Here is a 21047-nt window from a genome sequence, read left to right on the forward strand (position 1 = left end):
CTAACGCCTGGCGCGTCGCCGCGGGAAGGTTCGGCGGCGGTGCTCCTCGCGCGCCCACGGACCACGCGTAAACGCGATCCACGCGCGGAAACGCGAGGGCAGCGCGTTTATGGGCGCGGGGAGCGTTTATGCGTGGGGGGCGCCATCAACGGGGGGCGCGACCCCGGCATCCGAGGCGTGCCGGGTATCTCGCCGACCGACCACGCATAAACGCCATCCACGAGCGGAAACGCGAGGACACCGCGTTTATGGGCGCGGGGAGCGTTTATGCGTGGGGGGGCATCGCCGCGTGGCGCGGGCCCGGCATCCCCGCGCAGTGTCGCGACGCAGCTCTACTTCTTGGCATCCTGTCGCGGGATGACGACCTGTTTGATGATCAGCAGCACCGAGGCGGTCACGGGGATCGCGACGAGTGCCCCCAGTAGGCCCAGCAGCGTGCCGCCGACGAGGGCTCCGATCACGACGAGAGCCCCCGGGATCGAGATCGTCCGGTTCATCACGCGAGGCGTGAGCAAATATGCCTCGATCTGCATATAAACCAGGTAGACGATGGCGAAGACGAGGCCCGCGGTCGGGCTGACGATCAGAGTGAAGACCGTCGCCGTCGCCCAGAACAGGACGGAGCCCACGAGGGGGATGAGCGTGATCCCGAAGGCGAGAGCGGCGAGCAGCGCCGCGAAGGGCTGCCCGAGGATCGTGAGGACGATGAAGGCGAAGACGGCGTTGCACAGCGCCAACACGACCATTCCGGCGAGGTAGCCGCCGACGGAGTCGGTGATCTGGCCTGTCATGTCGGCGACCGTCTCGCGGCTGCGGGCGGGGGTCAGGCGCACGAGAGAGTTCTTCATCTTCGGCAGGGATGCCAAGAAGTACAGGCTCAGCACCAGCACGATGATCGCGCCCGAGATGAACGTGCCGATGCTGACACCGACCTGCAGAAGGCCCCCGCCGATCGCGGCGATGTTGGCGGGGTTCGTGACGAAGCCCTGCACCTCTTTCAGCACGTCGCCCAAACTGTCGCCGAAGTTGTTCTCGACCCACCGCACGGCGTCGCTGTCGATCAGGTCGTTCACGAAGGTGGGGATGTCGCCGACGAACTGCTCGACCTGTCGGACGACCGGCGGGATCAGCAGCCACAGGGCGCCGGCGAGGATGATGGCGAGACCGCCGAACACGATCACGATCGACCACGCGCGCGCGAGTCCGCGGCGCACCAGAAAGCGCACGAGCGGGTCGAGGGCGAGTGCAACGAACAGTGCGATCGCGATGTAGACGAGCACGGTCGACAGGTTCGAGAGCGCGAGGCCGAGGAGGATGGCGGTCAGCCCGCCCAGCGTCAGGAAGAACCCGGCCGCGTAGGGGCGCGAGAGGGCCGACCAGACCGGCTTGTCGCGCGACGTCGTGGCCCCGGCGTCTGCGCCTTCGGCGGTGGGGTCGGGACGCGTGGATCGGCTCATGCTCACACTGTAGGACTCCCTGAGAGTCGTCCTCGGGGGCTGGCGCCGACCGGTAGGGTCGGAGCGATTGAGGAGGACACATGACCGAGGCCGATCCTTCGACGATTCTGCAGGGGCTCCGCGGCAGCATCGACAACATCGACGCCGCGCTGATCTTCCTGCTGGCGGAGCGCTTTCGCTGCACCAAGCAGGTCGGCGTGCTGAAGGCGAAGCACGGGATGCCGGCATCCGATCCCGCTCGGGAAGAGCAGCAGATCGCGCGGCTCATGCAGTTGGCCGAGCAGGCCGACCTCGATCCCGCCTTCGCCGAGAAGTGGTTCAACTTCGTCGTGGCCGAGGTCATCCGTCACCACCGGTCGGCCGCCGCGCAGCCGGGAGCCGACTGACGCGCTGTCGTATCGCCGAGGTCCCGCGTCTCAGCTCCGCGACACGCCCGGGCTGACATCGCGGGCGGCCCCGCCGGAAGGCGCGGACGCATCTCGCCTACACGCGCACGCGTGCCACACGGCATCAGGGATCGCAAGGTCGTGGGCGATTTGCCAGCAATTCCCTCAGCGTGAAACGTTGGTAGAGGCCCGATCACGGGCCGCCCACCCGACCAGTCCGCGGTCGCCGGTGACGACTCGGGGGAGTCGACCCGGCGAGCGTACGGTCGGCGGCCTGGGCGCGGGATCCGATATTCCGCGCTGACGCGCTCCACCCCCGGAGAGTGCCGACGGCTGCCACCCGGGCGTGACCGCTGCGGCCACCCGAGGCCGCTGAGGTGCACACAGTGACCTATCCGCCTGCCTCCGCGGCGCCCGCATCCGCGACGCCCGCTCTCGCCGCCAGAAATCTCTTCAAGGTCTTCGGCCGCTCGCCTCAAGCCGCCGTCGACAAGCTCCGCTCCGGTTCCCGACGCGAAGACGTCGCCGACGACGGGACGGCCGCGGTCATCGACGCCAGCTTCGAGGTGCAGTCCGGCGAGATCTTCGTCATCATGGGCCTCTCGGGCTCCGGCAAGTCCACGATCATCCGCATGCTGAACGGCCTGCACGAGGCCACCGCCGGAACCGTCGAGGTGAAGGGCGATGCCCTCACCGGCGTCGGTGCCTCGCGCCTGCGGTCCCTCCGACGCGATCGCCTCGCGATGGTCTTCCAGCACTTCGCGCTGCTGCCGCACCGTACGGTCGCGGCGAACGTCGCGTACCCCCTCGAACTCCGTGGCGTCGGCAAGACCGAGCGACTCGCGAAGGCGAACGAGATCCTCGCGCTCGTCGGACTCGATGGCTGGGGTGACAAGCTCCCCTCCGCGCTCTCGGGCGGAATGCAGCAGCGCGTCGGCATCGCCCGTGCTCTCGCCGCTGACACCGACATCTTGCTGATGGACGAAGCGTTCAGCGCCCTGGATCCCCTCATCCGCCGCGAGATGCAGGAGCAGCTGCTCGAACTGCAGCGGACGCTGAAGAAGACCATCGTCTTCATCACCCACGATCTCAACGAGGCGATGTTCCTCGGCGACCGCATCGCCGTCATGCGAGACGGACGCATCGTGCAGATCGGCACGCCCGAAGACATCCTCACCGACCCGGCGAACGACTACGTCGAGCAGTTCGTGCAGGACGTCGACCGCGCTCGCGTGCTCACCGCGGGCAACGTCATGGAGCGTGCGCGTCCCCGCGTCGACGCATCTGCCGGACCGCGCACGGCACTCCGGCAGATGCGCGACGCGTACATGTCGGCCGTGTACGTGACCGATCGCGACCGGAAGCCGCTCGGCATCATCACGGATCGGGATGCCATCAAGCTCGTGCGTGCGGGTGAGAACTCGCTGCTCGGCAAACTCAAGCCGCTGCCGCAGAGCGTCGGCGTCGACGACGTGCTGATGAACCTCTTCGTCCCGTCGGTCGAATCGCCCCTCCCGCTCGCCGTCCTCGACGCCGACGGGCGTCTCGCCGGAGTCATCCCGCGCGTGACCCTGCTCGCGGCGCTCGGCCCGGGCCCCACCGCCACCGAGGAGATCACCGTGCTGCCCCAGCCCCTTCCCTCCGCCGAGATCGACGCGGCGCTCGACGGGACCCCCGCCGACGCCGGGGTCGCGGCATCCGAGACCGAGGGGGTGCGCTGATGGAAGGCTTCCGTCTTCCGGTCGGTTCCTGGGTGGATGCCGGCGTGGACTGGGTCCGCGACAACCTCTCGGGCGTGTTCGACGTCGTCTCCCTCGTCGTGCGCTTCCTCGTCGGCGGGCTCAGCGACGTGCTGCTCGCCGCTCCCATCATCGTGGTCATCCTCGTGGCGGCGGCCCTCGCGTGGCTGCTGCGCTCGTGGAAGCTCGCGCTCGGCACGGTGATCGGCTTCGCGCTCATCCTGGCGATGGGCCAGTGGGTCACCGCGATGCAGACGCTCGCGCTCGTGCTCGTGGCCACCATCGTGGCCGTCGCGATCTCGGTGCCCCTGGGCATCTGGTCGGCCCGCAACGCCACCGTCCGCGCGGTGCTCAAGCCGATCCTCGACTTCATGCAGACCATGCCAGCCTTCGTCTACCTGATCCCGGCGATCACGTTCTTCAGCATCGGCGTCGTGCCCGGAGTCGTCTCGACCGTCATCTTCGCGCTGCCCCCGGGCGTGCGTCTGACCGAGCTCGGCATCCGCGGGGTCGACTCCGAGACCGTCGAGGCGGGGCACGCGTTCGGCGCGACCCCCGGCCAGATCCTCCGCGGCATCCAGCTGCCGCTCGCGATGCCCACGATCATGGCGGGCGTCAACCAGGTCATCATGCTCGCCCTGTCGATGGCGGTCGTCGCCGGCATCGTCGGGGCCGACGGCCTGGGTAAAGAGGTCGTGCAGTCGATCTCGACGGTCAACCTGCCCAAGGGCGTCGAGGCCGGCCTGAGCGTCGTCGTCCTCGCCGTGTACCTCGACCGGCTCACCGCGGCCCTCGGCAACCGGGCCGACAACCGCGGTTCGTTGCTCGGCGTGCTGGCTCGGCGCCGGGCCGCGCGTTCCGCCGCAGCCGTCACCGCCGGAGCCACCGCGGCGTCGCACGTCGACACCACCTCGGCGGATGCCGCGAGCGAGGCCGAGCGCGAGAAGGCCTCGCCGCGTCGCGCGCCCGTGTCGTCGGGGCGTTGAGTCCCGGCATCCCTCCCTCGCTCTCCGGCGCGAGGGGTCGATTTCCGTCGCACAGGCGAGCTTTCGGCGACAGCGAACGACCCCTCACCCGGGGAAGCACCCACGGAAATCACATACGAAACGGAAGAGAACACAGCAATGAACAAGCGACACCTCACCTCGGCCCTCGCCCTCGGCGCCGCGGGCGCCCTGCTGCTCGGCGGCTGCGCCAGCGGGAACATGGCCGAAGGCGGCTCGGGCGACGGCGGAGAGAAGGGCACGATCACGCTCGGCTTCCTGCCCTCGTGGACCGACGGTCTCAGCACGGCGTACCTGCTGGAAGACCAGCTCGGCAAGCTCGGCTACAAGGTCGAGATGCAGACCCTCACCGAGGCGGGCCCGCTCTACACCGGTCTCGCCCAGGGCGACGTCGACATCTACCCGTCGGCCTGGCCCGAGCTCACGCACAAGTCGTACATGGACCGTTACGGCGACAAGATCGAAGACCTGGGTGCTTACTACGATGACGCCAAGCTCACGATCGCGGTGCCCAGCTACGTCGACATCGACTCGATCGACCAGCTGAAGGACAACGCCGCGCGCTTCGACGGTCGCATCTACGGCATCGAGCCGGGCGCCGGCCTCACCACGCAGACGCAGGAGACCATGCTGCCCGGCTACGGTCTCGACGGCGACTTCGAGCTGATCACCTCGTCGACGGCGGCCATGCTCACCGAGCTCGACAACGCGATCGCGGCGAAGAAGGACATCGCCGTGACGCTGTGGCGCCCGTTCTGGGCCAACGACGCCTACGACGTGAAGGACCTGGCCGACCCGCAGGGCCTGATGGGCGATCCCGAGGCGCTGCACTTCCTCGGCACCTCGGGCTTCAAGCAGAAGTACCCGGATGCCGCCGAGCTCATCGCCGGTATCCGGCTGGATGACGAGCAGTACGGCTCGCTCGAAGACCTCGTGGTCAACGAGTACGGCGAGGGCCGCGAGGCCGAGGCCGTGGACGCCTGGCTCGAGAAGAACCCCTCGGCGTTCTCGACGCAGCGCGACTGACCTTCGGCATCACGCCGCCCCCTTCACCCCCCGCGGTGGAGGGGGCGGCGTCGTGTCAGCTGATCGCGCGCGCCCCCGTGAAGCGCGTGATGAAGCCGGGGTGGTCGGCGGGCATCGCGAGGACCGAGTCGGGCGCGCGGCCGGCGAGCTGCGGGAAGCCCGAGTCGGCGACGAGGTCGTCGTCGAGGGCCTCGAGCTCGGCGGAGACCAGCGGCCAGGGCTCGTGCGCGTTCGCGGCCCAGATCGTGCGGCCGAGGTGACGTTCGTGAAACCCCCAGCGAGCGGTGAGGAAGCGCGAGAGGGGAGTGTCGACCGTGTCGGTGCCGAGCGTCGCCCGCACCCGGGTTCCCGGGTGCCGACCCCCGTGGCGCCGCGACCGGAACTCGATGCGCGAGCCCTCGGCGCGCACCCCCGCGCGCGCCCAGCGGTACGGGAGGCCGAACAGGGCGCGAGCGGCGAGGACGGGGGCGAGGTGCTCGGCCTCGAGCGTGCGGAAGACCACCCCGCGGCGGCCCTCGTCATCGACGGCGTAGGTGCGCACGTTGATCTCGGTGAACGTGCCGAGCAGCGGCACGGGCGGCAGCGGCAGGAACCGGAACTCGCTGAGCACGAACGGCACGAGCCCGATCCACGCGGAGCCGTCGTGCACGTCGGGGCGCGTCCCGGGCGGCAGCAGCGGCGCGACCTCGGCCGGATCGACGCGCCAGTGCACGAAGACCGCGCGGTTCCAGCGCTGCGCGATGACGGCGCGTCCGGGCAGGTCGGGGGCATGGCGCTCGGTGATCACCGGCTCATTCTGACCCCGGGCTCCTGCCGGGGAGGGAGACTGGACAGATGACCCCGTCGTCTGGTGCGGACCCCCGGCTCGTGGCATCCATCCGCGAACTGCTCGCGGCGCGCGATGCCGACAAGACGATCTGCCCGTCCGAGGCCGCGCGCGCGGTGGGCGGCGAGGACTGGCGCGAGCTCATGCAGCCCGCGCGCGACGCTGCGCACTCGCTGGTCGAGCGGGGCGAGGTCGAGGTGACCCAGAGGGGCGAGGTCGTCGACGTCACCACCGCCCGGGGGCCGGTGCGGATCCGTCGCGCGCGCTGAGGCGTGTGCTGCGGCTTTCGTGGAATCGGAGATTCGCATTGAAATCGGATGCTAGGGGCGTCGGCATCCGATTCTGCTGCGGTTCTCCGATTTCGGGGCGCCGTCGGTCGGGGCGGGTGCTCGCTGAGCGCGCGGGTGTCGCAGATCGCGGCGCTTTCGTGAGGCGGTGAGGTCTCCGCGGGCGGGCCGACGGTCGTGGAATCGGAGATTGTCGCCGGAATCGGATGCCAGAGGGCGCGGCATCCGATTCTGCTACGGTGTTCCGATTTCGGGGGGGGGGCGGTGCGGTCGGTGCGGGTGCTCGCTGAGCGCGGGATTTCGGCAGCTTGAGGCGGGGCTGAGTCAGGATGGGCCCGATTGCGGGGCGCCCACCCATCGCAGAATCGGAGATTCGCACCGGAATCGGATGCCAGGGGTCTCGGCATCCGATTCTGCTGCGGTTCTCCGATTTCGGGGCGCATCAGCCCCCGGACGCGAGCGCGGTCAGGCGGCCGAGCCGGGCGCGGTCTCGGCCGGGGGCGCGGATGCCGGGGGCGCGGTCGCTGTTCGCGGGAGTTCGAGGGCCACCTTCTTCTCGAGCACGTCGACGGCCTCGTCGGACAGCAGGATCAGTCCGTCGAGCTCTTCGCGGACGCGCTTGTAGGCGAGCTGGCGTTCGTTCGGGGTGGCGGCCTGGTCGGTCGCGACGGTGAGCAACTGCTTCGCGGTGTCGAGGCGTTTGCGTTCGTCGGGGGTGAAGGCCGCGTCCTTCACGCGGCGCGCGTCGCGCTCGGCCACCTCGAACGCGACCTCGTAGTCGGTGACGGCGTCGCGGTATTCGCGCAGCCGTTCGGGCGTGAGCGTCTCGCCGTCGTCGGGACGCAGATTGTCGGCCGCCTTCTTGGCCCGGAGGAACGCGGCGGTCAGCGGCTGACGCCCGTCGCTCATCGCGGGGTAGGAGATGAGCTTGGACGCGTCGAGCTCGTACTCGAGCCAGCGGTGGGTGACGGCATCCTGTGCCGCGATGATGCGCTGCTGTCCATCGGCGGCGACGGTGCTCGTGGGTGCGACGGCGACCGCGCCACCCTGTGCGCGGATCAGCTCGAGCTGTTCCCGGTGGCGGCGGCGGGCGGTGACTTCGCGGTGCTTCACGCGCGCGTTGACGGCTCCCATCGTCATCCCGAAGAGGGGGAAGACGAGCCACCAGTAGCTACCGGCGAAGGTCCAGAAGTGCTCCACAGCGTCATGCTACGCCGCTCCTCCCAGCGGTTCTCAGGAAGACGACGTGGGCGGCCGATCGCGTGCGGGAGGAGGCCACACCGGACCGGACCGCGGCGGGGGGCCGCCGGCATCCGGAGTCTTCTTCTGCGCGCGTCTAGCACCGCGCTCGCTCCAGTTGCGGGCGGCCGCGCGGCCCATCGACTCCATCGAGCGGGCGAGGGCGCGCTGGGCCGTCTCGGCCAGATCGGATGCCATGCGACTCCATGCGTCGTTGCCCTCGACGCTCGGCTGCTCGCCCTCGTTGCGGCGCGCCGCCCGCTCGGCGCGGTCGAAGGCGTGGGAGGCGCGGCGCACGGCGTCGCGATAGGCGAGGAAGTCGGCCGGCTCGAGCCGCGTCTGCACCGACGCGGGGCGCAGCCACTGCGCCTTCTCGTGCGCGCGCAGGAAGTCGGCGAGAAGGGGCCAGCGGGAGTCGCTCATCTGCGGATAGTCGATGGCGAGACCCGGGTCGGTCTCGTACGCCATCCACCGCGCGAGGATCGCGTCGTGCTCGGCCAGCAGACGGGCGACGGGCAGCGGCGCGCTGCCCGAGCGGATCGCCGGCAGCATCGCCTTGGCGGCCTTCACCCCGGCGCGGCGGGCGCGCACTTCGGCCATCGCGGCCCGCAAGTCGCGCTGCGCGTCGGTGAGGCGGCCGCGAGCCGCGGAGACGGCGTCGGACGAGACCCGGGATGCCGCCCGCTCGGCCTGGGCGCGGACAACCTCGGCGTCGGCGACCTTGACGTCGGCGCGTCCGCGGGTGACGGCGGTGCGCGCGACCTGGAGGTCGAGCACGGCGGCGTCGAGTTCGAGGCGGCGCGCGGCGGCTTTGCCGAGGGGACGCGTCGACCAGGCGCGGACGGCTCGACCGGTCGTGGTCGTCGCACCGGCGGGAAGCGCGTGCTGGCGCGAACGGCGCACGCCGAGCCAGCCGACGGTGCCCGCACCGGCCGCTGCCGGGCCGATCCACCACCAGTCGACCAGAAGGGCCATCAGCGGTTCCACGGTCCCCATGCTATGCCGGGCCTCCGACAGCGGGCTGGGCGTCGGGCCGAAATCCGCAGCGGTCAGCCCGGGTGCACCACCGTGCGGGGCTGCTCCGTCGTCCCGGCGGCTTCCCGCGGCAGGAAGTGGCTCCTCACGCGAGGATCGGGCGGCCTCAGCCGAGGATCAGCGAGATCACCGTGGCGCCGCCGCCGGTGAGCACCAGCGCGCCGATCACGACCCACGCGGTGATCTTGACGCGCTTCTGCCGCTTGTCGCTGAACACGGTCATGTCGTCGTCGTCATCGGTCATCGCGCGTCTCCTCTCCAGAGTGCGTCGTGCGGGGAATCGGCCAGCTCAGGCCACCGGCTCCGAGACGGTCGGGCCAAACACGGCGGGCAGGGTCTCGTTCGACAGGCGGCGCAGCTCCGATACGGGGACGGTGAAGACGTCCTGGATCTCGAGCGCCGCTTCGGTGCCCGGCTCGACGTCGGTCACGCCGATGCGCAGCACGGGGTAGCCGCGGCCGTCGCACAGGCCGCGGAACTTCACGTCCTCTTCGCGGGGGACGCTCACCAGCACGCGGCCGGTGGACTCGCTGAACAGGGCGGCCGTGGCATCCACGCCGTCGCGCTCCATGAGCTCGGTGAGCCAGACGCGCGCGCCGACGCCGAAGCGCATCACGCCCTCGGCGAGAGCCTGGGCGAGACCGCCCGACGACAGGTCGTGTGCGCTTGAGACGAGCGACTGCGAGCCCGCGGCCTGCAGCAGCTCGGCGAGCTTGCGCTCCTGTGCCAGGTCGACCTTCGGCGGGCGACCGCCGAGGTGGTCGTGGATCGTGCCGGCCCACTGCGAGCCGTCGAGCTCGTCGGCGGTGACGCCGAGCAGGTAGAGGTTCTCGCCGGCATCCTGCCAGCCGCTCGGGATGCGGGCGGCGACGTCGTCGATGATGCCCAGAACGCCCACCACGGGGGTCGGGTGGATGGGCTGGTCACCGGTCTGGTTGTAGAACGAGACGTTGCCGCCCGTGACCGGGATGCCGAGCTCGAGGCAGCCGTCGCTCAGGCCCTCGACGGCCTGGCTGAACTGCCACATGACCTCGGGGTTCTCGGGGCTGCCGAAGTTGAGGCAGTCGGTGACGGCGGTGGGCACGGCGCCCGTGACGGCGACGTTGCGGTACGCCTCGGCCAGCGCCAGCTTCGCGCCGTTGTAGGGGTCGAGCTGGTTGTAGCGGCCGTTGCAGTCGGTCGCGATCGCGAAGCCGAGGCCGGTCTCTTCGTCGACGCGGATCATGCCGGCGTCGTCGGGGAAGCTCAGCGCCGTGTTGCCGAGCACGTAGTAGTCGTACTGGTTGGTGATCCACGAGGTGTCGGCGAGGTTGGGGCTCGCGACGAGGGTCGTGAACTGGTCGCGGAGGGTGTCGGCATCCGTCGCCCGGGGCAGCTTCACGGCGGAATCGGCCTGCAGCGCGTCGATCCACGTCGGGTAGGCGACCGGGCGCTCGTAGACGGGGCCGTCGACGGCGACGGTGGAGGGGTCGACGTCGACGATGCGCTCGCCGTACCAGTCGATGACGAGGCGGCCGTCACCGGTGACCTCGCCGAGGACGCTCGTCTCGACGTCCCACTTGCCGACGACGGCGAGGAAGTCGTCGAGCTTCTCGGGCGCGACGATCGCCATCATGCGCTCCTGCGACTCCGACATGAGGATCTCTTCGGGCGTGAGCGACGGGTCGCGCAGCAGCACCTTCGAGAGCTCGACCTTCATGCCGCTGTCGCCGTTGGCGGCGAGCTCGCTCGTGGCGCACGAGATGCCCGCGGCGCCCAGGTCTTGGATGGCTTCGACCAGGTTGTCCTTGTACAGCTCGAGGCAGCACTCGATGAGGACCTTCTCGGCGAACGGGTCGCCCACCTGCACCGCGGGGCGTTTGGTGGGTCCGCCGTCGGCGAAGGTGTCGGATGCCAGGATGCTGGCGCCGCCGATCCCGTCGCCGCCCGTGCGGGCACCGAACAGCACGACCTTGTTGCCGACGCCCGTGGCGTTGGCGAGCTTGATGTCTTCGTGACGCATGACGCCGACCGCGAGGGCGTTGACGAGCGGGTTGCCCTGGTAGACGGCGTCGAAGACCGTCTCGCCGCCGATGTTGGGCAGGCCCAGGCAGTTGCCGTAGAACGAGATGCCGCTGGTCACGCCGTGCACGACGCGCGGGGTGTCGGGGTGGTCGATGGCGCCGAAGCGCAGCTGGTCCATGACGGCGACCGGGCGTGCGCCCATCGAGATGATGTCGCGCACGATGCCGCCGACGCCGGTGGCGGCCCCCTGGAACGGCTCGATGTAACTGGGGTGGTTGTGCGACTCGACCTTGAAGGTGACCGCCCAGCCGTCGCCCACGTCGACGACGCCGGCGTTCTGACCCATGCCCACCATGAGGCGGGTCTTCATCTCGTCGCTGACCTTCTGGCCGAACTGGCGCAGGTAGATCTTGCTCGACTTGTAGGAGCAGTGCTCGCTCCACATGACCGAGTACATCGCCAGCTCACCGCTGGTCGGGCGGCGGCCCAGGATCTCGCGAATCTGGGCGTACTCGTCGCTCTTGAGGCCGAGGGCGCCGTACGGCTGGTCCTTCTCGGGCGTGGCGATCGCGTTCTCGACCGTGTCGGCGAGAGCAGTACGGGCGGCGGGGTTCGGGGTGGTCACGCGGCTGAGCTCCAAGATCGCAGGGGCCGGACGGGAGTCAGTCTAGTTGGGCGCGCCGACATTGCCCCGGCGGCGGGTGGTGCGCCGAGCGCCGGGTCAGTGATCTGCGCATCCTCGGCCGGGTTCCCGGCATCCGGGCTGAGGTTTCGCGGATCGCTGGGGACCTCACGGCAGGTGCCGCGGCACCACTTTCCGCAGGCGCTCCACGAGGTCGGCATCCATGAATCCGTCGTCGTCGGGGATGCCGCGACCCAGGCAAGTCGGCATCCGGATCCGCGCGACGGCTCGGCGCGTGCCGCCCGGGGTAGGGTGCGAGCACCCGTCCTCCGACCGAAGGTGGCCCGTGCGCGTCGTGATCGCCCCCGACAAGTTCAAGGGCACGTTGACGGCGCAACAAGCGGCGGATGCCATGACCGCAGCGGTGCGGGAACGGTGGCCGGCCGCGCTGGTCACGGTCGTGCCGATGGCCGACGGCGGCGACGGCACGCTCGCGGCGCTCGGCGGCGCCACCCGCTCGACCGCGGTAACGGGGCCGCGCGGTGCCGCGGTCGCCGCCGCCTGGCGCCTCGACGGGGACACGGCCGTGATCGAGTCGGCCGCGGCATCCGGGCTCGTCCTCGCCGGAGGCGCCTCGGGCAACGATCCGTGGCGTGCGACGACCCGCGGTGTCGGCGAACTGATCGCGCTCGCCCTCGACGCGGGCGCGACGCGCGTGGTCGTGGGAACGGGCGGGGTCGCAACGACCGACGGGGGCCGTGGGGCGCTCGAGGCCCTCGCCGGGTGGACGCCTTTTCGCGAGGGCCAGGTCGTCGTGCTCACCGACACCACCGTCGCCTTCGAGGAGGCGGCTCGTGTCTTCGGCCCGCAGAAGGGCGCCGACCCGGCGATGGTCGCTCGCCTCACGAGTCGGCTGGCGCAGGATGCCGCGGACTGGGCCGTGCGATACGGAATGGACGTCCGTGGGATGCCACGCTCCGGTGCCGCAGGGGGACTGTCGGGGGCGCTGGCAGCCGCGGGAGCCGAGCTTGTGGACGGTGCCGCGTTCGTGGCCGAGGCGATGGGACTCGCCGGAGCGATCGCCTCGGCCGACCTCGTCGTGACCGGAGAGGGGGCTTTCGACGCTACGACCCTCGCGGGCAAGGGTCCGGGTCACGTGCTGGCGCTCGCCGCGGAGTGGGGCGTACCGGCCGTGGTGGTCGCGGGGATCGTCGCGGCGGGCGTCACCCGTGAGGGCGCCGCGGTCTTCTCCATCACCGAGACGGTCGGTGCGGAACAGGCGTGGGCCGACCCGGCGACGGCGGTGCGACGCACGACCGCGGCGGCGCTCGCGCGGCTGGGGGACTGAGTCGGACCGCGCGAGCCCCGGGTCGGCTACGGCTGCACGCCCGCGGTCCGATCTCAGCCCCGCGCGACCGGTCGTGTGGCGCGACACCCCTGGCCCCGCCCGCGCCACGGGACGACAATGACCACATGGGAGCCGCACCGACCATCCACGCCGAGTGTGTGATCTCCGGCGGGGGTCCGGCCGGCATGGTCCTCGGTCTGCTGCTCGCGCGGCGTGGCATCCGGGTCGCCGTGCTCGAGAAGCATCGCGACTTCTTGCGCGACTTCCGCGGCGACACCGTGCACCCCTCGACGCTGCGTCTGCTCGACGACCTCGGCCTGTTCGACCGCTTCGATCGGCTCCCGCACGCTCACGTGCGCCAGTTCCGCCTGCCGACTGCGGCGGGGACGGATATCGTCTTCGCCGACCTCTCGCGCCTGCGGACTCCGCACCCCTACATCGCGATGGTCCCGCAGTGGGACCTGCTCGACCTGCTCGCCGAGGCCGCTCAGGCCGAGCCGACGTTCACCCTGCTGCGTGAGCACGAGGTCACGGGTGTGCTGCGTGGCGGTGGCCGTGTGAACGGGGTGGCTTTCCGTTCGCCGGACGGCGAGGGCGAGGTGCGGGCCCCCCTCACCGTCGCGGCCGACGGGCGTCGGTCCGTCGTGCGCCGTGCGCTCGACCTTCCGCTGCGGGAGTTCCCGGTGCCCTTCGACGTGTGGTGGTTCCGCATCACGACCGATCGTCCTCTCGCCGAGGCACTGCTTCCGCGCATCCGGCGCGGTCGCATCGGCATCGCCATCCCGCGTCGCGGATACGTCCAGGTCGCGTGGATCGGCCCGAAGGGGGCGGATGCCGCGCTCCGTGCCGCCGGCATCGACGCCCTGCGGGCGCAGGTCGCCGAACTGCTTCCCGAGCTGGCCGACGACGTGCACACGATCGCATCGATGGACGACGTGAAGCATCTCGACGTCCGCGTCAATCGCCTGCGCCGGTGGCATGCGAACGGCGTGCTGTGCATCGGCGATGTCGCCCATGCGATGTCGCCCGCGGGCGGGGTGGGCATCAACCTCGCGATTCAGGATGCCGTGGCCACGGCGCGACTGCTCGCCGAGCCGTTACGCCGCGGGGCGCTGGCCGGACCGCGGGCGGGTCGCCTTCTCTGGCGCGTGCAGCGGCGGCGTCGGTTGCCGACGTTCGTCATCCAGTCGCTGCAGCGTCTCGTGCACGCCCGGGTGATCGCGCCGGTCGTCGCGGGACACCGCGCTGTCGTGCTGCCGCGGGGTGTCGGAGTCCTGTTGCGCCGTGCGCCGTGGCTCAGCGTCGTCCCGGCGTTTCTGGTCGGCGTGGGCCCGCGGCCGGAGCGGGCACCGCGGTGGGCGCGTCGCTGAGGTCTACCGAGCAGGCGGAAGGACCCTCGCGAGATGCATGGCGACCGAGCGGAGACGACGACCCCCGCGTCACGCCGGGGCTCGGACGGCCGGAAGAAGCCCGCAAGAGCCATAGCCCCGGGCGTGCCTCGGCTGTTTCACCCGATCCGTCGCACCACGGCACCGGGCCGTGGCGGCGCCGTGCTCTCGCGCACGACGAGTTGCGGCCGCTCCGATGAGAAGCGGCGACCGGTCTCGCCGGCGATCTCGTTCAGCAGCAGTTGGAGACCACGGCGGCCGAGACCGGCGAAGTCCTGGTCCACCGTGGTGAGCGGCGGCGTCCAGAGCGCAGCCAGGGGGTGGTCGTCGAAACCCGCCACCGAGATATCACCGGGAACGGAGCGCCCGGATGCCACGATGCCGCGGATGACCCCCATGGCGATCTCGTCGTTCCCGCAGAACACCGCGGTCACCGCCGGGTCCTCGGCGAGATGTCGTCCGATCTCGATTCCCGACCGCGGATCCCACGACGCGTCGCTCAGCGGAGGGACGACCGCACCTCGCCGCTTGAGCGCGCGCCGCCAGCCGGTGGTACGGCCGTCCTCACGGCGGGAGGGGGGAACGCGTACGTGATGCACGGTCGCATGACCGAGATCGAGCAGGTGATCGGTGAGTTCCTCCGATGCGCGCGCCTCGTCGAGGACCGCTTGGCGCAGGCCCGGCTCGCGCACACCCGAGAGGGCGACGAGCGGCAGTGACGACGGGATGCGGTGCAGAGCGGCCACTCCGGGCGGGTCGAACTTGAGCACGCACACCCCGGCGAGGGGCTGGGCCAGTGTCGCCGCGATCGCGCGGTCGATCTCCGCCTCGTCGGTGCTCTCGACCACGGTGATCATGACCGTGTAGTCCTCGGCGCGAGCGGCCTCTTCGATGCCACGGATGGTCTCGGCATACCCGTACTGCGAGGTGTCACCCGCGATGACCGCGATGACCTGGGCCTTGCGCGAGGCGAGCACGCGCGCCGCCGCGCTCGGACGGAAGTCGAGCGCCGCGATCGCCGCCTCGACCGCTTCCCGCTTGGCCGCGCTGACCTTGGCCGCTCCCGTGAGCACCCTCGACACCGTCGGAACGGAAACCCCCGCCCGCGCGGCCACGTCGGCGATCGTCGCCGGCTTGGTGCGGGGGTTTTCCATCGTGCTCCGTCGGTGGGGAGCGGCGATGGTCATTTGACGGCGCCGCTGGTGATGCCCGAGATGATCTTGCGCTGGGCCACCATGAAGGTGATCAGCAGGGGCAGGCTCATCAGGATGATGTACGCGAAGATGAGCTGCCAATTCTGAAGGTACAGACCCGCGCTCGCCACTTGGTACAGGTTCAGCGGAAGCGTATCGAGTCGACCGCCCACCACGAACAACGCGTAGAACACGTCGTTCCAGATGTAGAGGCAGATGAGGATCGTCGCGGTCGCGAGCACCGGCATGAGCAGCGGAAGGATGATCTTCACGAAGACCTTCACGGGGGACGCGCCATCGACCCGAGCGGCCTCCTCGAGTTCGATCGGGATCGTCCGGACGAAACCGGTGACGAAGAAGATCACGGTCGACATGTACATGCCCATGTAGACGCCGATCATTCCGACCGGGGTGCCGGCGAGACCGAGCTGGCGCAGCAGCAGCACGATCGTGACCACCGCGGGAGGGAGGACGATTCCGCTGATGGCGACGGCGTAGACGAAGGCGAGCCCCTTCGACTTCCGGCGCCCGAGGATCCAGGCCGCCATCGAGCCGAGGATCAGCACACCCAGCACAGCGGGCACCATCACGAGCACGCTGCCACCGAAGGCCGCGATCATGCGACCATCGCCGATGACGGTGGCGAAGTTGTCGAGCAGGTGCCACTCGGTGGGCAGCGCGAGCGTGGGCACGAACGCCTCGGCCTGTGTCTTCGAGGCCGTGAGCACGGTCAGGAGGAACGGGACGCCGAGCAGGGCGACGGCCACGATGACGGCGGCGACGGGCTGCGCGATGCGGGCGAGCGGGCGGCGTCGGCGCGGCGACCGGCGGGTGCGTCCCGTGGTCAGGGTCATGGTCTCGGTCACAGCACGTCCTCCCGCTTGCGCAGAATCCGGATGACGGGGAAGGCGAGGATCGCCACGACGAGGAAGAGCACGAGGCTCATCGTCGTCGCCTGGGCGAACAGGCCCTGACCGAAGGTCCGGAAGATGAAGATGTTGAGCAGCTCGGTGGTGCCGCCGGGGCCCCCTGCGGTGGTCGCCTGCACGATGTCGAAGCCGTTCATCGAGCCGAGCAGAGCGGTGGCGACGTTGAAGGTCACCGCGGGGGCGAGCAGCGGGAAGCGGATAGAACGGAATGTCGTCCACCAGCCGGCGCCGTCCAGGCACGCGGCCTCGATGACGTCGTCGCTGATGGTCTTGAGCCCGGCCAGGTAGATGAGCATCGACAGCCCCATCCACTTCCACGCGTGGATCAGGGCGACCACGACGATCGTCCAGGTCGTGCTGCCGAGCCACGCGACGTCGATGATCTGTCCGGTGAGAACGCTCAGGATGCCGTTGAGCGCGCCGTCCGGCTTGAGCATGGCCTGGAAGATATAGCCGACGGCGAGGGCCGACATGATCACCGGCACGAAGAAGGCGACGCGCAGCGCCCGGTTGACGCGGGTGTCGCGTTCGAGGAGGAGTGCGAGCGCGAGGCCGAAGAGGTTCTGGAAGATCGCGACGAGCACGGCGTAGACGAGGGTCACCGTGAGCGCGTTCACGAGGGAGCCGTTCGAGAACAGCGAGACGAAGTTGCCAGGGCCGATGAAGTCGATCGAGCTCTTGAAGCTCGACCAGTTCGTAAAGGCGTAAACGAAGTTGAAGACGGTGGGAATGGCGAAGAACACAACCAGCACCGCGAGTGCCGGGATGAGGAACCACAGGGGATGGTCCTTCGCGTGTCGCCCTCGCGGGGCGATCCTGGCCGACCGTGGCGGTGGCGTCACCGTACGAGGACGCTCGAGGGTCGAAGTCATGAGGGGTTCCTCCCGGGGAAGGGGGCGCCGGATCGGGTTCCGGCGCCCCGGGTGGGTCAGAAGCCGGGTGTTCCGATGGCCTTGGCGAGTTCAGCGAACTGCGCCTGGGTGGCTTCGGCGACCTGGACAGGCGTCTTGGTGCCCTGGATCATGTCGCCGAGATTGAGGTACAGGTCGGGATTTGCGACCGCGAGCGCCTGCATCGAGCCGACGGAGTCGCCCAGGGATGTGCTCACGTCGAGCAGCGCCTGCGGGACCTCCGACGAGGACGCGACGTCTGCCTGCAGCGACACCGTCTTCTGAGTGGTGACGAAGTCCGGGTACCCGTCACCGAGCCAGTACGACAGAAGCTGACGCGCAGCGGCCTCGCGCTTGGCATCCCCCGTCTTGAAGGCAACGAGAGCGTTCGCCTGGTCGGGGATGAAGGTGCCGACGTTGCCGGTGGGCGAGATGGGGAAGAAGCCGATCTTCTGGTTGAGCTCCGACGTGTCGGCCAGCGACTGCAGCTGGCCGAAGAACGAGTTCACCTGGATGGCCATGGCGGCCTCGCCCGACAGCAGGGCCGGGCCCTGGTCCTCGAACGTGGCGGTCTTGAGGTTGCTGTTGAACAGCCCCTCCTGGATCAGACCCTGGTAGGTGTCGATGGCGCCCTGGATCGTCGGGTCGGTGAACTTCTCCTTGTTCTCGTTCACGCGCTCCCACAGGCCGTCCTTGGCGGCGTCTGCGAGCTGCACCTGCACCCACCACTGCGTGGCCCACGGCGTTCCGCCGCCGAAGTCGAAGAACGGCGTGACGCCCGCGGCCTTCAGCTGGCGTGCGTCGGCGAGGAACTCTTCCCAGTTGCCGGGCGTCTTGGTGATGCCCGCCTTCGCGAACACCTCCTTGTTGTAGTAGACGCCTTCCACGGCCGGCGTCGTGATGAGCGCCGCGTAGCGGGTGTTGTCGAGGATGCCGGTGATGTCCTTCAGCTCCGGCGTGTACTTGTCGATGAACGGCGCGCCGTCGAGCGACTGCAGGTTGGTCGACGCGTTCAGCGCGGTCAGCTGCGACGCGGTCGGCTGCCAGAACGCCAGGTCGGGCTTGTCGCCCGTGGCGACCTTGGTCTGGACGCTCTGCTCGTAGGGGTCGGGGATCGTCACGACGTCGACCTTGGCGCCGGTTGCCGCCTCGAAGCCCTTGACGACGCTGTCGGGCACCTTGTTCGAGTTCTGCGCCGCCCAGATCGTCAGCGTGGTGCCGTCGAGCTTGGTGTCCTGCGCGGGCCAGTCGGCCGGCCCGGCCGCAGCGCCTCCTCCGGCGCCGGGGTCCGAGCAACCGGCGAGGGCGAGGGCCGCGACGGTGGTGACCGCCGCGGCAGCGATGAACCGCTTCTTCATTGAATTGCTCCTTCGATGTGATCAGTGTGATCTGGTGCGGGCGTCGGTGTCGACTCGGCGGGCCGTGCCGTCAGACGCAGAGTGCGCGCGGCGAGTCGGGTGTCGACGCCGCGCACGTGGAGGGTTCCCGTCGCGGCATCCCAGTGGGTCTGCCAGGAGGGGAGGTCCAGGGGGAAGACCGGGGTCACCTCGACGGCCACGCCGACGAGATGGGGAAAGTCCAGGGCGACATCCGCGGCACCGCCGCGTCGCCAGATGGAGACGAGGTCGCTGTTCGCACCGCGCAGGCCGAGAGCGAGCCACGGGTCGTCCCAGCGCGGCAGACCGAGGGGCCAGTGCGGGTGCGACGTGGCGATCTCGGTGCGCAGACCCTGCGCGACGGTGATCGCGGTCGCGACGCGGTCGCGCTGCGCGGCATCCATGCGGTTCAGGTGCCCGGAGACATAGAAGCGGCCGAGCAGTCCCGTGACGAGGCAGAACGCCGACTCCTCGGCATCCATCTCGGGCTGCGGATAGGCCCAGCTCGCGGCCTGCTCGGGAAGGATCGACAGCGGCGCGCTGACCGCGATCGCGGGGTACTTGCGGAAGTCCTGCTGGTCGGAGGTCGACTGCATCGCCAAGCGCGAGAGCATCGCATAGTCCATGCGCATCGCGCCCGAGCTGCAGTTCTCGACGACGAGCGAGGGATGCCGATCCAGCACCCCGTCGAGCCAGTCGAGGACCGCGCGGTTGTGCCGGAGCAGTCCGTCGCCCACGCTGTCGGCGTCGTGGTCGGTGCCCGGGCCCGGGTTGATGTTGTAGTCCATCTTGAAGAACCCGACGCCGAAGTCGGCGATCAGACGATCGACGACCGCATCGAGGTGCGCGCGGGCCGCGGGGTGGCGGAGGTCGAGGTGGAAGCGGTCGTGCTCCACGACGCGCTCGCCGTTGCGCTGCAGGAAGGCCTCCGCGGGCAGACGGTCGGCGAGGGGGCTCCGGATGCCGACCACCTCCGGCTCGAGCCAGAGCCCCGACACCATGCCCGCGGCGCGGATGGCGTCGATCACCTCGCCCAGGCCGCCCGGGAAGCGGGTCGTGGAGGGCAGCCACTCGCCCACGGTGTCCCACCAGTGACCCGAGTCGTCGTACCAGCCGGCGTCGATGCAGAACACCTCGGCGCCCACTTCGGAGGCGGCCGTGATCAGCGGAAGCAGTTTCTCGGTGGTCGGGTCGCCGTCGAGGGTGTTCATGTAGTCGTTGAAGACGACGGGCATCGCCGCGTTGTCGGGGTGCGGGCGCCGGATCGCGCGTCGGTGGTCGGTCAGCGCGTCGACGGCTGCCGGGGCCGTGGAGCCGAAGGCCACCGTGGCGGGGACGCTCTCGAAACGGTCGGCGGGGGCGAGGACGTGCGACCACCCGGCGTCGGCGTCGGTCGGGCCCGAGAGGGCGAGGTAGCCGCCGGGGGTGTCTTCACCCAGCTCCCAGCGCCACGCGCCGTTGTGCTCGATCTGCCAGGCGAGGGCGAGGTGCGCCCTACGGGATTCGAGGATGCCGGTGGGCAGTTCATGTGCGGTCGACCATGTCCCCGTGGAGACGGCCGCGAAGGTTCCGCGCGGGTTGTGGCCGGTCAGATGCTCCGCGAGTGGAACGAAGTCCGGTCCGCGCAGGGGAGTGCGCGTCCAGCGCCCCTCGCCAAGCCAGTCGCTGACACCGGTGAGGCGCTCCCAGCCGGCGAGAGCGTCGCCTTCGTCACCGCGCGCAGTGAACCCGGCGACCCAGGAGGCCACGGCGCGCAGGACGAGGCGTCCCTCGCCGACGTTTCCGATGACGATCCGGCTGGACACGGCCGCGACCCCGTCGCGCGCGGTCAGCTCGATGCGAGCCTCGAGATCGCCCGAGCGCTGGAGGATCGTGAGGGTGTGGATGCCGTTGGCGACGTTCTCGTCGTGCGACACGTAGCGCATGCGGGCGCCGTGCTCGGTGTGGGCGAGGCGCCCCGACGCGGGGCGGTGGCCGGCGTCGGCGGTGAGCACCTCCACGAACGGCACGCGGTGCACGGGCACCGTTCGTCCCGAGACCTCGACGGCTGTGCAGCTGACGGGCTCCTCGGCATCCCACGTGAACGTCAGGGTCACGAGGTCGTTGCCCCAACCCAGGGTCGGGGTGGGAACCGCACCGGTGGCTGCGGGCTGCATCGTCGTCATTCGTCTCTCCGTCGTGTCGAACTGTCGAGGACGCTAGCCCATTGTGAAAGCGTTATCAAGTCGCTCTTGAAACCGCTATCAAACTCGGGATACGTTGCTCCCGGGCGCAACGCCGCGCCCTCTGATCGATGGA

The 21047-nt window shown here is 70.1% G+C and carries 18 protein-coding genes; 7 read left to right on the forward strand and 11 right to left on the reverse strand.

Annotated features, from left to right (window positions below):
- Positions 1–332: 332 nt before the first annotated feature.
- Entirely contained in the window at positions 333–1457 is a 1125-nt protein-coding gene (locus tag J2X55_RS02840) for an AI-2E family transporter (RefSeq protein WP_115916323.1), read from the reverse strand.
- Positions 1458–1537: 80 nt separating this feature from the next.
- On the opposite strand from J2X55_RS02840, the gene J2X55_RS02845 reads away from it, so the two are divergent.
- From J2X55_RS02845 to J2X55_RS02860, 4 genes are all read left to right on the forward strand, one after another.
- On the forward strand, positions 1538–1843 hold the full coding sequence (locus J2X55_RS02845; protein ID WP_115916321.1) for a chorismate mutase: 306 nt from the start codon (positions 1538–1540) through the stop codon (positions 1841–1843).
- A 386-nt stretch (positions 1844–2229) separates the two neighbouring features.
- Positions 2230–3564 carry a betaine/proline/choline family ABC transporter ATP-binding protein gene (locus tag J2X55_RS02850; protein WP_309821757.1) on the forward strand — a complete coding sequence of 445 codons (1335 nt, stop codon included), beginning with the start codon at positions 2230–2232 and terminating at the stop codon, positions 3562–3564.
- Positions 3564–4568: a proline/glycine betaine ABC transporter permease gene (locus J2X55_RS02855; protein ID WP_309821758.1), complete on the forward strand. Its 1005-nt coding sequence runs from the start codon at positions 3564–3566 to the stop codon at positions 4566–4568. Before J2X55_RS02850 ends, J2X55_RS02855 begins: the two co-directional genes overlap by 1 nt.
- Before the next feature lie 138 nt (positions 4569–4706).
- Positions 4707–5612, forward strand: coding sequence for a glycine betaine ABC transporter substrate-binding protein (locus tag J2X55_RS02860; protein ID WP_210111688.1), 906 nt, complete (start codon positions 4707–4709; stop codon positions 5610–5612).
- Between the two features lie 55 nt (positions 5613–5667).
- On the opposite strand, the gene J2X55_RS02865 is transcribed toward J2X55_RS02860, so the two are convergent.
- Positions 5668–6399 (reverse strand): DUF2071 domain-containing protein, encoded by a 732-nt coding sequence (locus J2X55_RS02865; RefSeq protein ID WP_309821760.1) that lies wholly within the window; start codon positions 6397–6399, stop codon positions 5668–5670.
- Positions 6400–6446: 47 nt separating this feature from the next.
- On the opposite strand from J2X55_RS02865, the gene J2X55_RS02870 reads away from it, so the two are divergent.
- Positions 6447–6707, forward strand: a complete 261-nt coding sequence (locus tag J2X55_RS02870) for a DUF3253 domain-containing protein (RefSeq protein ID WP_115916311.1) — start codon at positions 6447–6449, stop codon at positions 6705–6707.
- Positions 6708–7190: 483 nt separating this feature from the next.
- Here J2X55_RS02870 and J2X55_RS02875 read toward each other — a convergent pair whose 3' ends face one another.
- The 4 genes from J2X55_RS02875 to purL form a co-directional block, all read right to left on the reverse strand.
- The gene (locus J2X55_RS02875; RefSeq protein WP_307456782.1) at positions 7191–7925 is read right to left on the reverse strand and encodes a hypothetical protein; all 735 of its coding nucleotides are present in this window, start codon (positions 7923–7925) and stop codon (positions 7191–7193) included.
- Between the two features lie 33 nt (positions 7926–7958).
- Positions 7959–8951: a hypothetical protein gene (locus tag J2X55_RS02880; protein WP_307314264.1), complete on the reverse strand. Its 993-nt coding sequence runs from the start codon at positions 8949–8951 to the stop codon at positions 7959–7961.
- A gap of 154 nt (positions 8952–9105) precedes the next feature.
- Positions 9106–9243 carry a hypothetical protein gene (locus J2X55_RS02885; protein WP_170210666.1) on the reverse strand — a complete coding sequence of 46 codons (138 nt, stop codon included), beginning with the start codon at positions 9241–9243 and terminating at the stop codon, positions 9106–9108.
- 45 nt (positions 9244–9288) lie between these two features.
- Positions 9289–11628: a phosphoribosylformylglycinamidine synthase subunit PurL gene (purL, locus tag J2X55_RS02890; protein ID WP_115916308.1), complete on the reverse strand. Its 2340-nt coding sequence runs from the start codon at positions 11626–11628 to the stop codon at positions 9289–9291.
- 343 nt (positions 11629–11971) lie between these two features.
- Between purL and J2X55_RS02895 the strand changes: the two genes are divergently transcribed.
- Entirely contained in the window at positions 11972–12973 is a 1002-nt protein-coding gene (locus J2X55_RS02895) for a glycerate kinase (protein WP_309821761.1), read from the forward strand.
- A gap of 125 nt (positions 12974–13098) precedes the next feature.
- Positions 13099–14343 (forward strand): FAD-dependent oxidoreductase, encoded by a 1245-nt coding sequence (locus J2X55_RS02900; protein WP_309821763.1) that lies wholly within the window; start codon positions 13099–13101, stop codon positions 14341–14343.
- A 137-nt stretch (positions 14344–14480) separates the two neighbouring features.
- On the opposite strand, the gene J2X55_RS02905 is transcribed toward J2X55_RS02900, so the two are convergent.
- Genes J2X55_RS02905 through J2X55_RS02925 form a run of 5 tightly spaced genes read right to left on the reverse strand, consistent with a single transcriptional unit; the run spans position 14481 to position 20914 of the window.
- Positions 14481–15515, reverse strand: a complete 1035-nt coding sequence (locus tag J2X55_RS02905; RefSeq protein ID WP_115916302.1) for a LacI family DNA-binding transcriptional regulator — start codon at positions 15513–15515, stop codon at positions 14481–14483.
- Between the two features lie 29 nt (positions 15516–15544).
- Positions 15545–16420, reverse strand: coding sequence for a carbohydrate ABC transporter permease (locus tag J2X55_RS02910; protein WP_309821764.1), 876 nt, complete (start codon positions 16418–16420; stop codon positions 15545–15547).
- Positions 16417–17355 carry a sugar ABC transporter permease gene (locus tag J2X55_RS02915; RefSeq protein ID WP_309821765.1) on the reverse strand — a complete coding sequence of 313 codons (939 nt, stop codon included), beginning with the start codon at positions 17353–17355 and terminating at the stop codon, positions 16417–16419. The genes J2X55_RS02910 and J2X55_RS02915 overlap by 4 nt, the downstream gene beginning before the upstream one ends.
- 56 nt (positions 17356–17411) lie before the next feature.
- Positions 17412–18731 (reverse strand): ABC transporter substrate-binding protein, encoded by a 1320-nt coding sequence (locus J2X55_RS02920; protein WP_115916300.1) that lies wholly within the window; start codon positions 18729–18731, stop codon positions 17412–17414.
- On the reverse strand, positions 18728–20914 hold the full coding sequence (locus J2X55_RS02925) for an alpha-galactosidase (protein ID WP_309821766.1): 2187 nt from the start codon (positions 20912–20914) through the stop codon (positions 18728–18730). Before J2X55_RS02925 ends, J2X55_RS02920 begins: the two co-directional genes overlap by 4 nt.
- Positions 20915–21047: the final 133 nt, after the last annotated feature.

This window comes from Microbacterium sp. 1154 (assembly GCF_031455375.1).
Classification (GTDB): Bacteria; Actinomycetota; Actinomycetes; order Actinomycetales; family Microbacteriaceae; genus Microbacterium.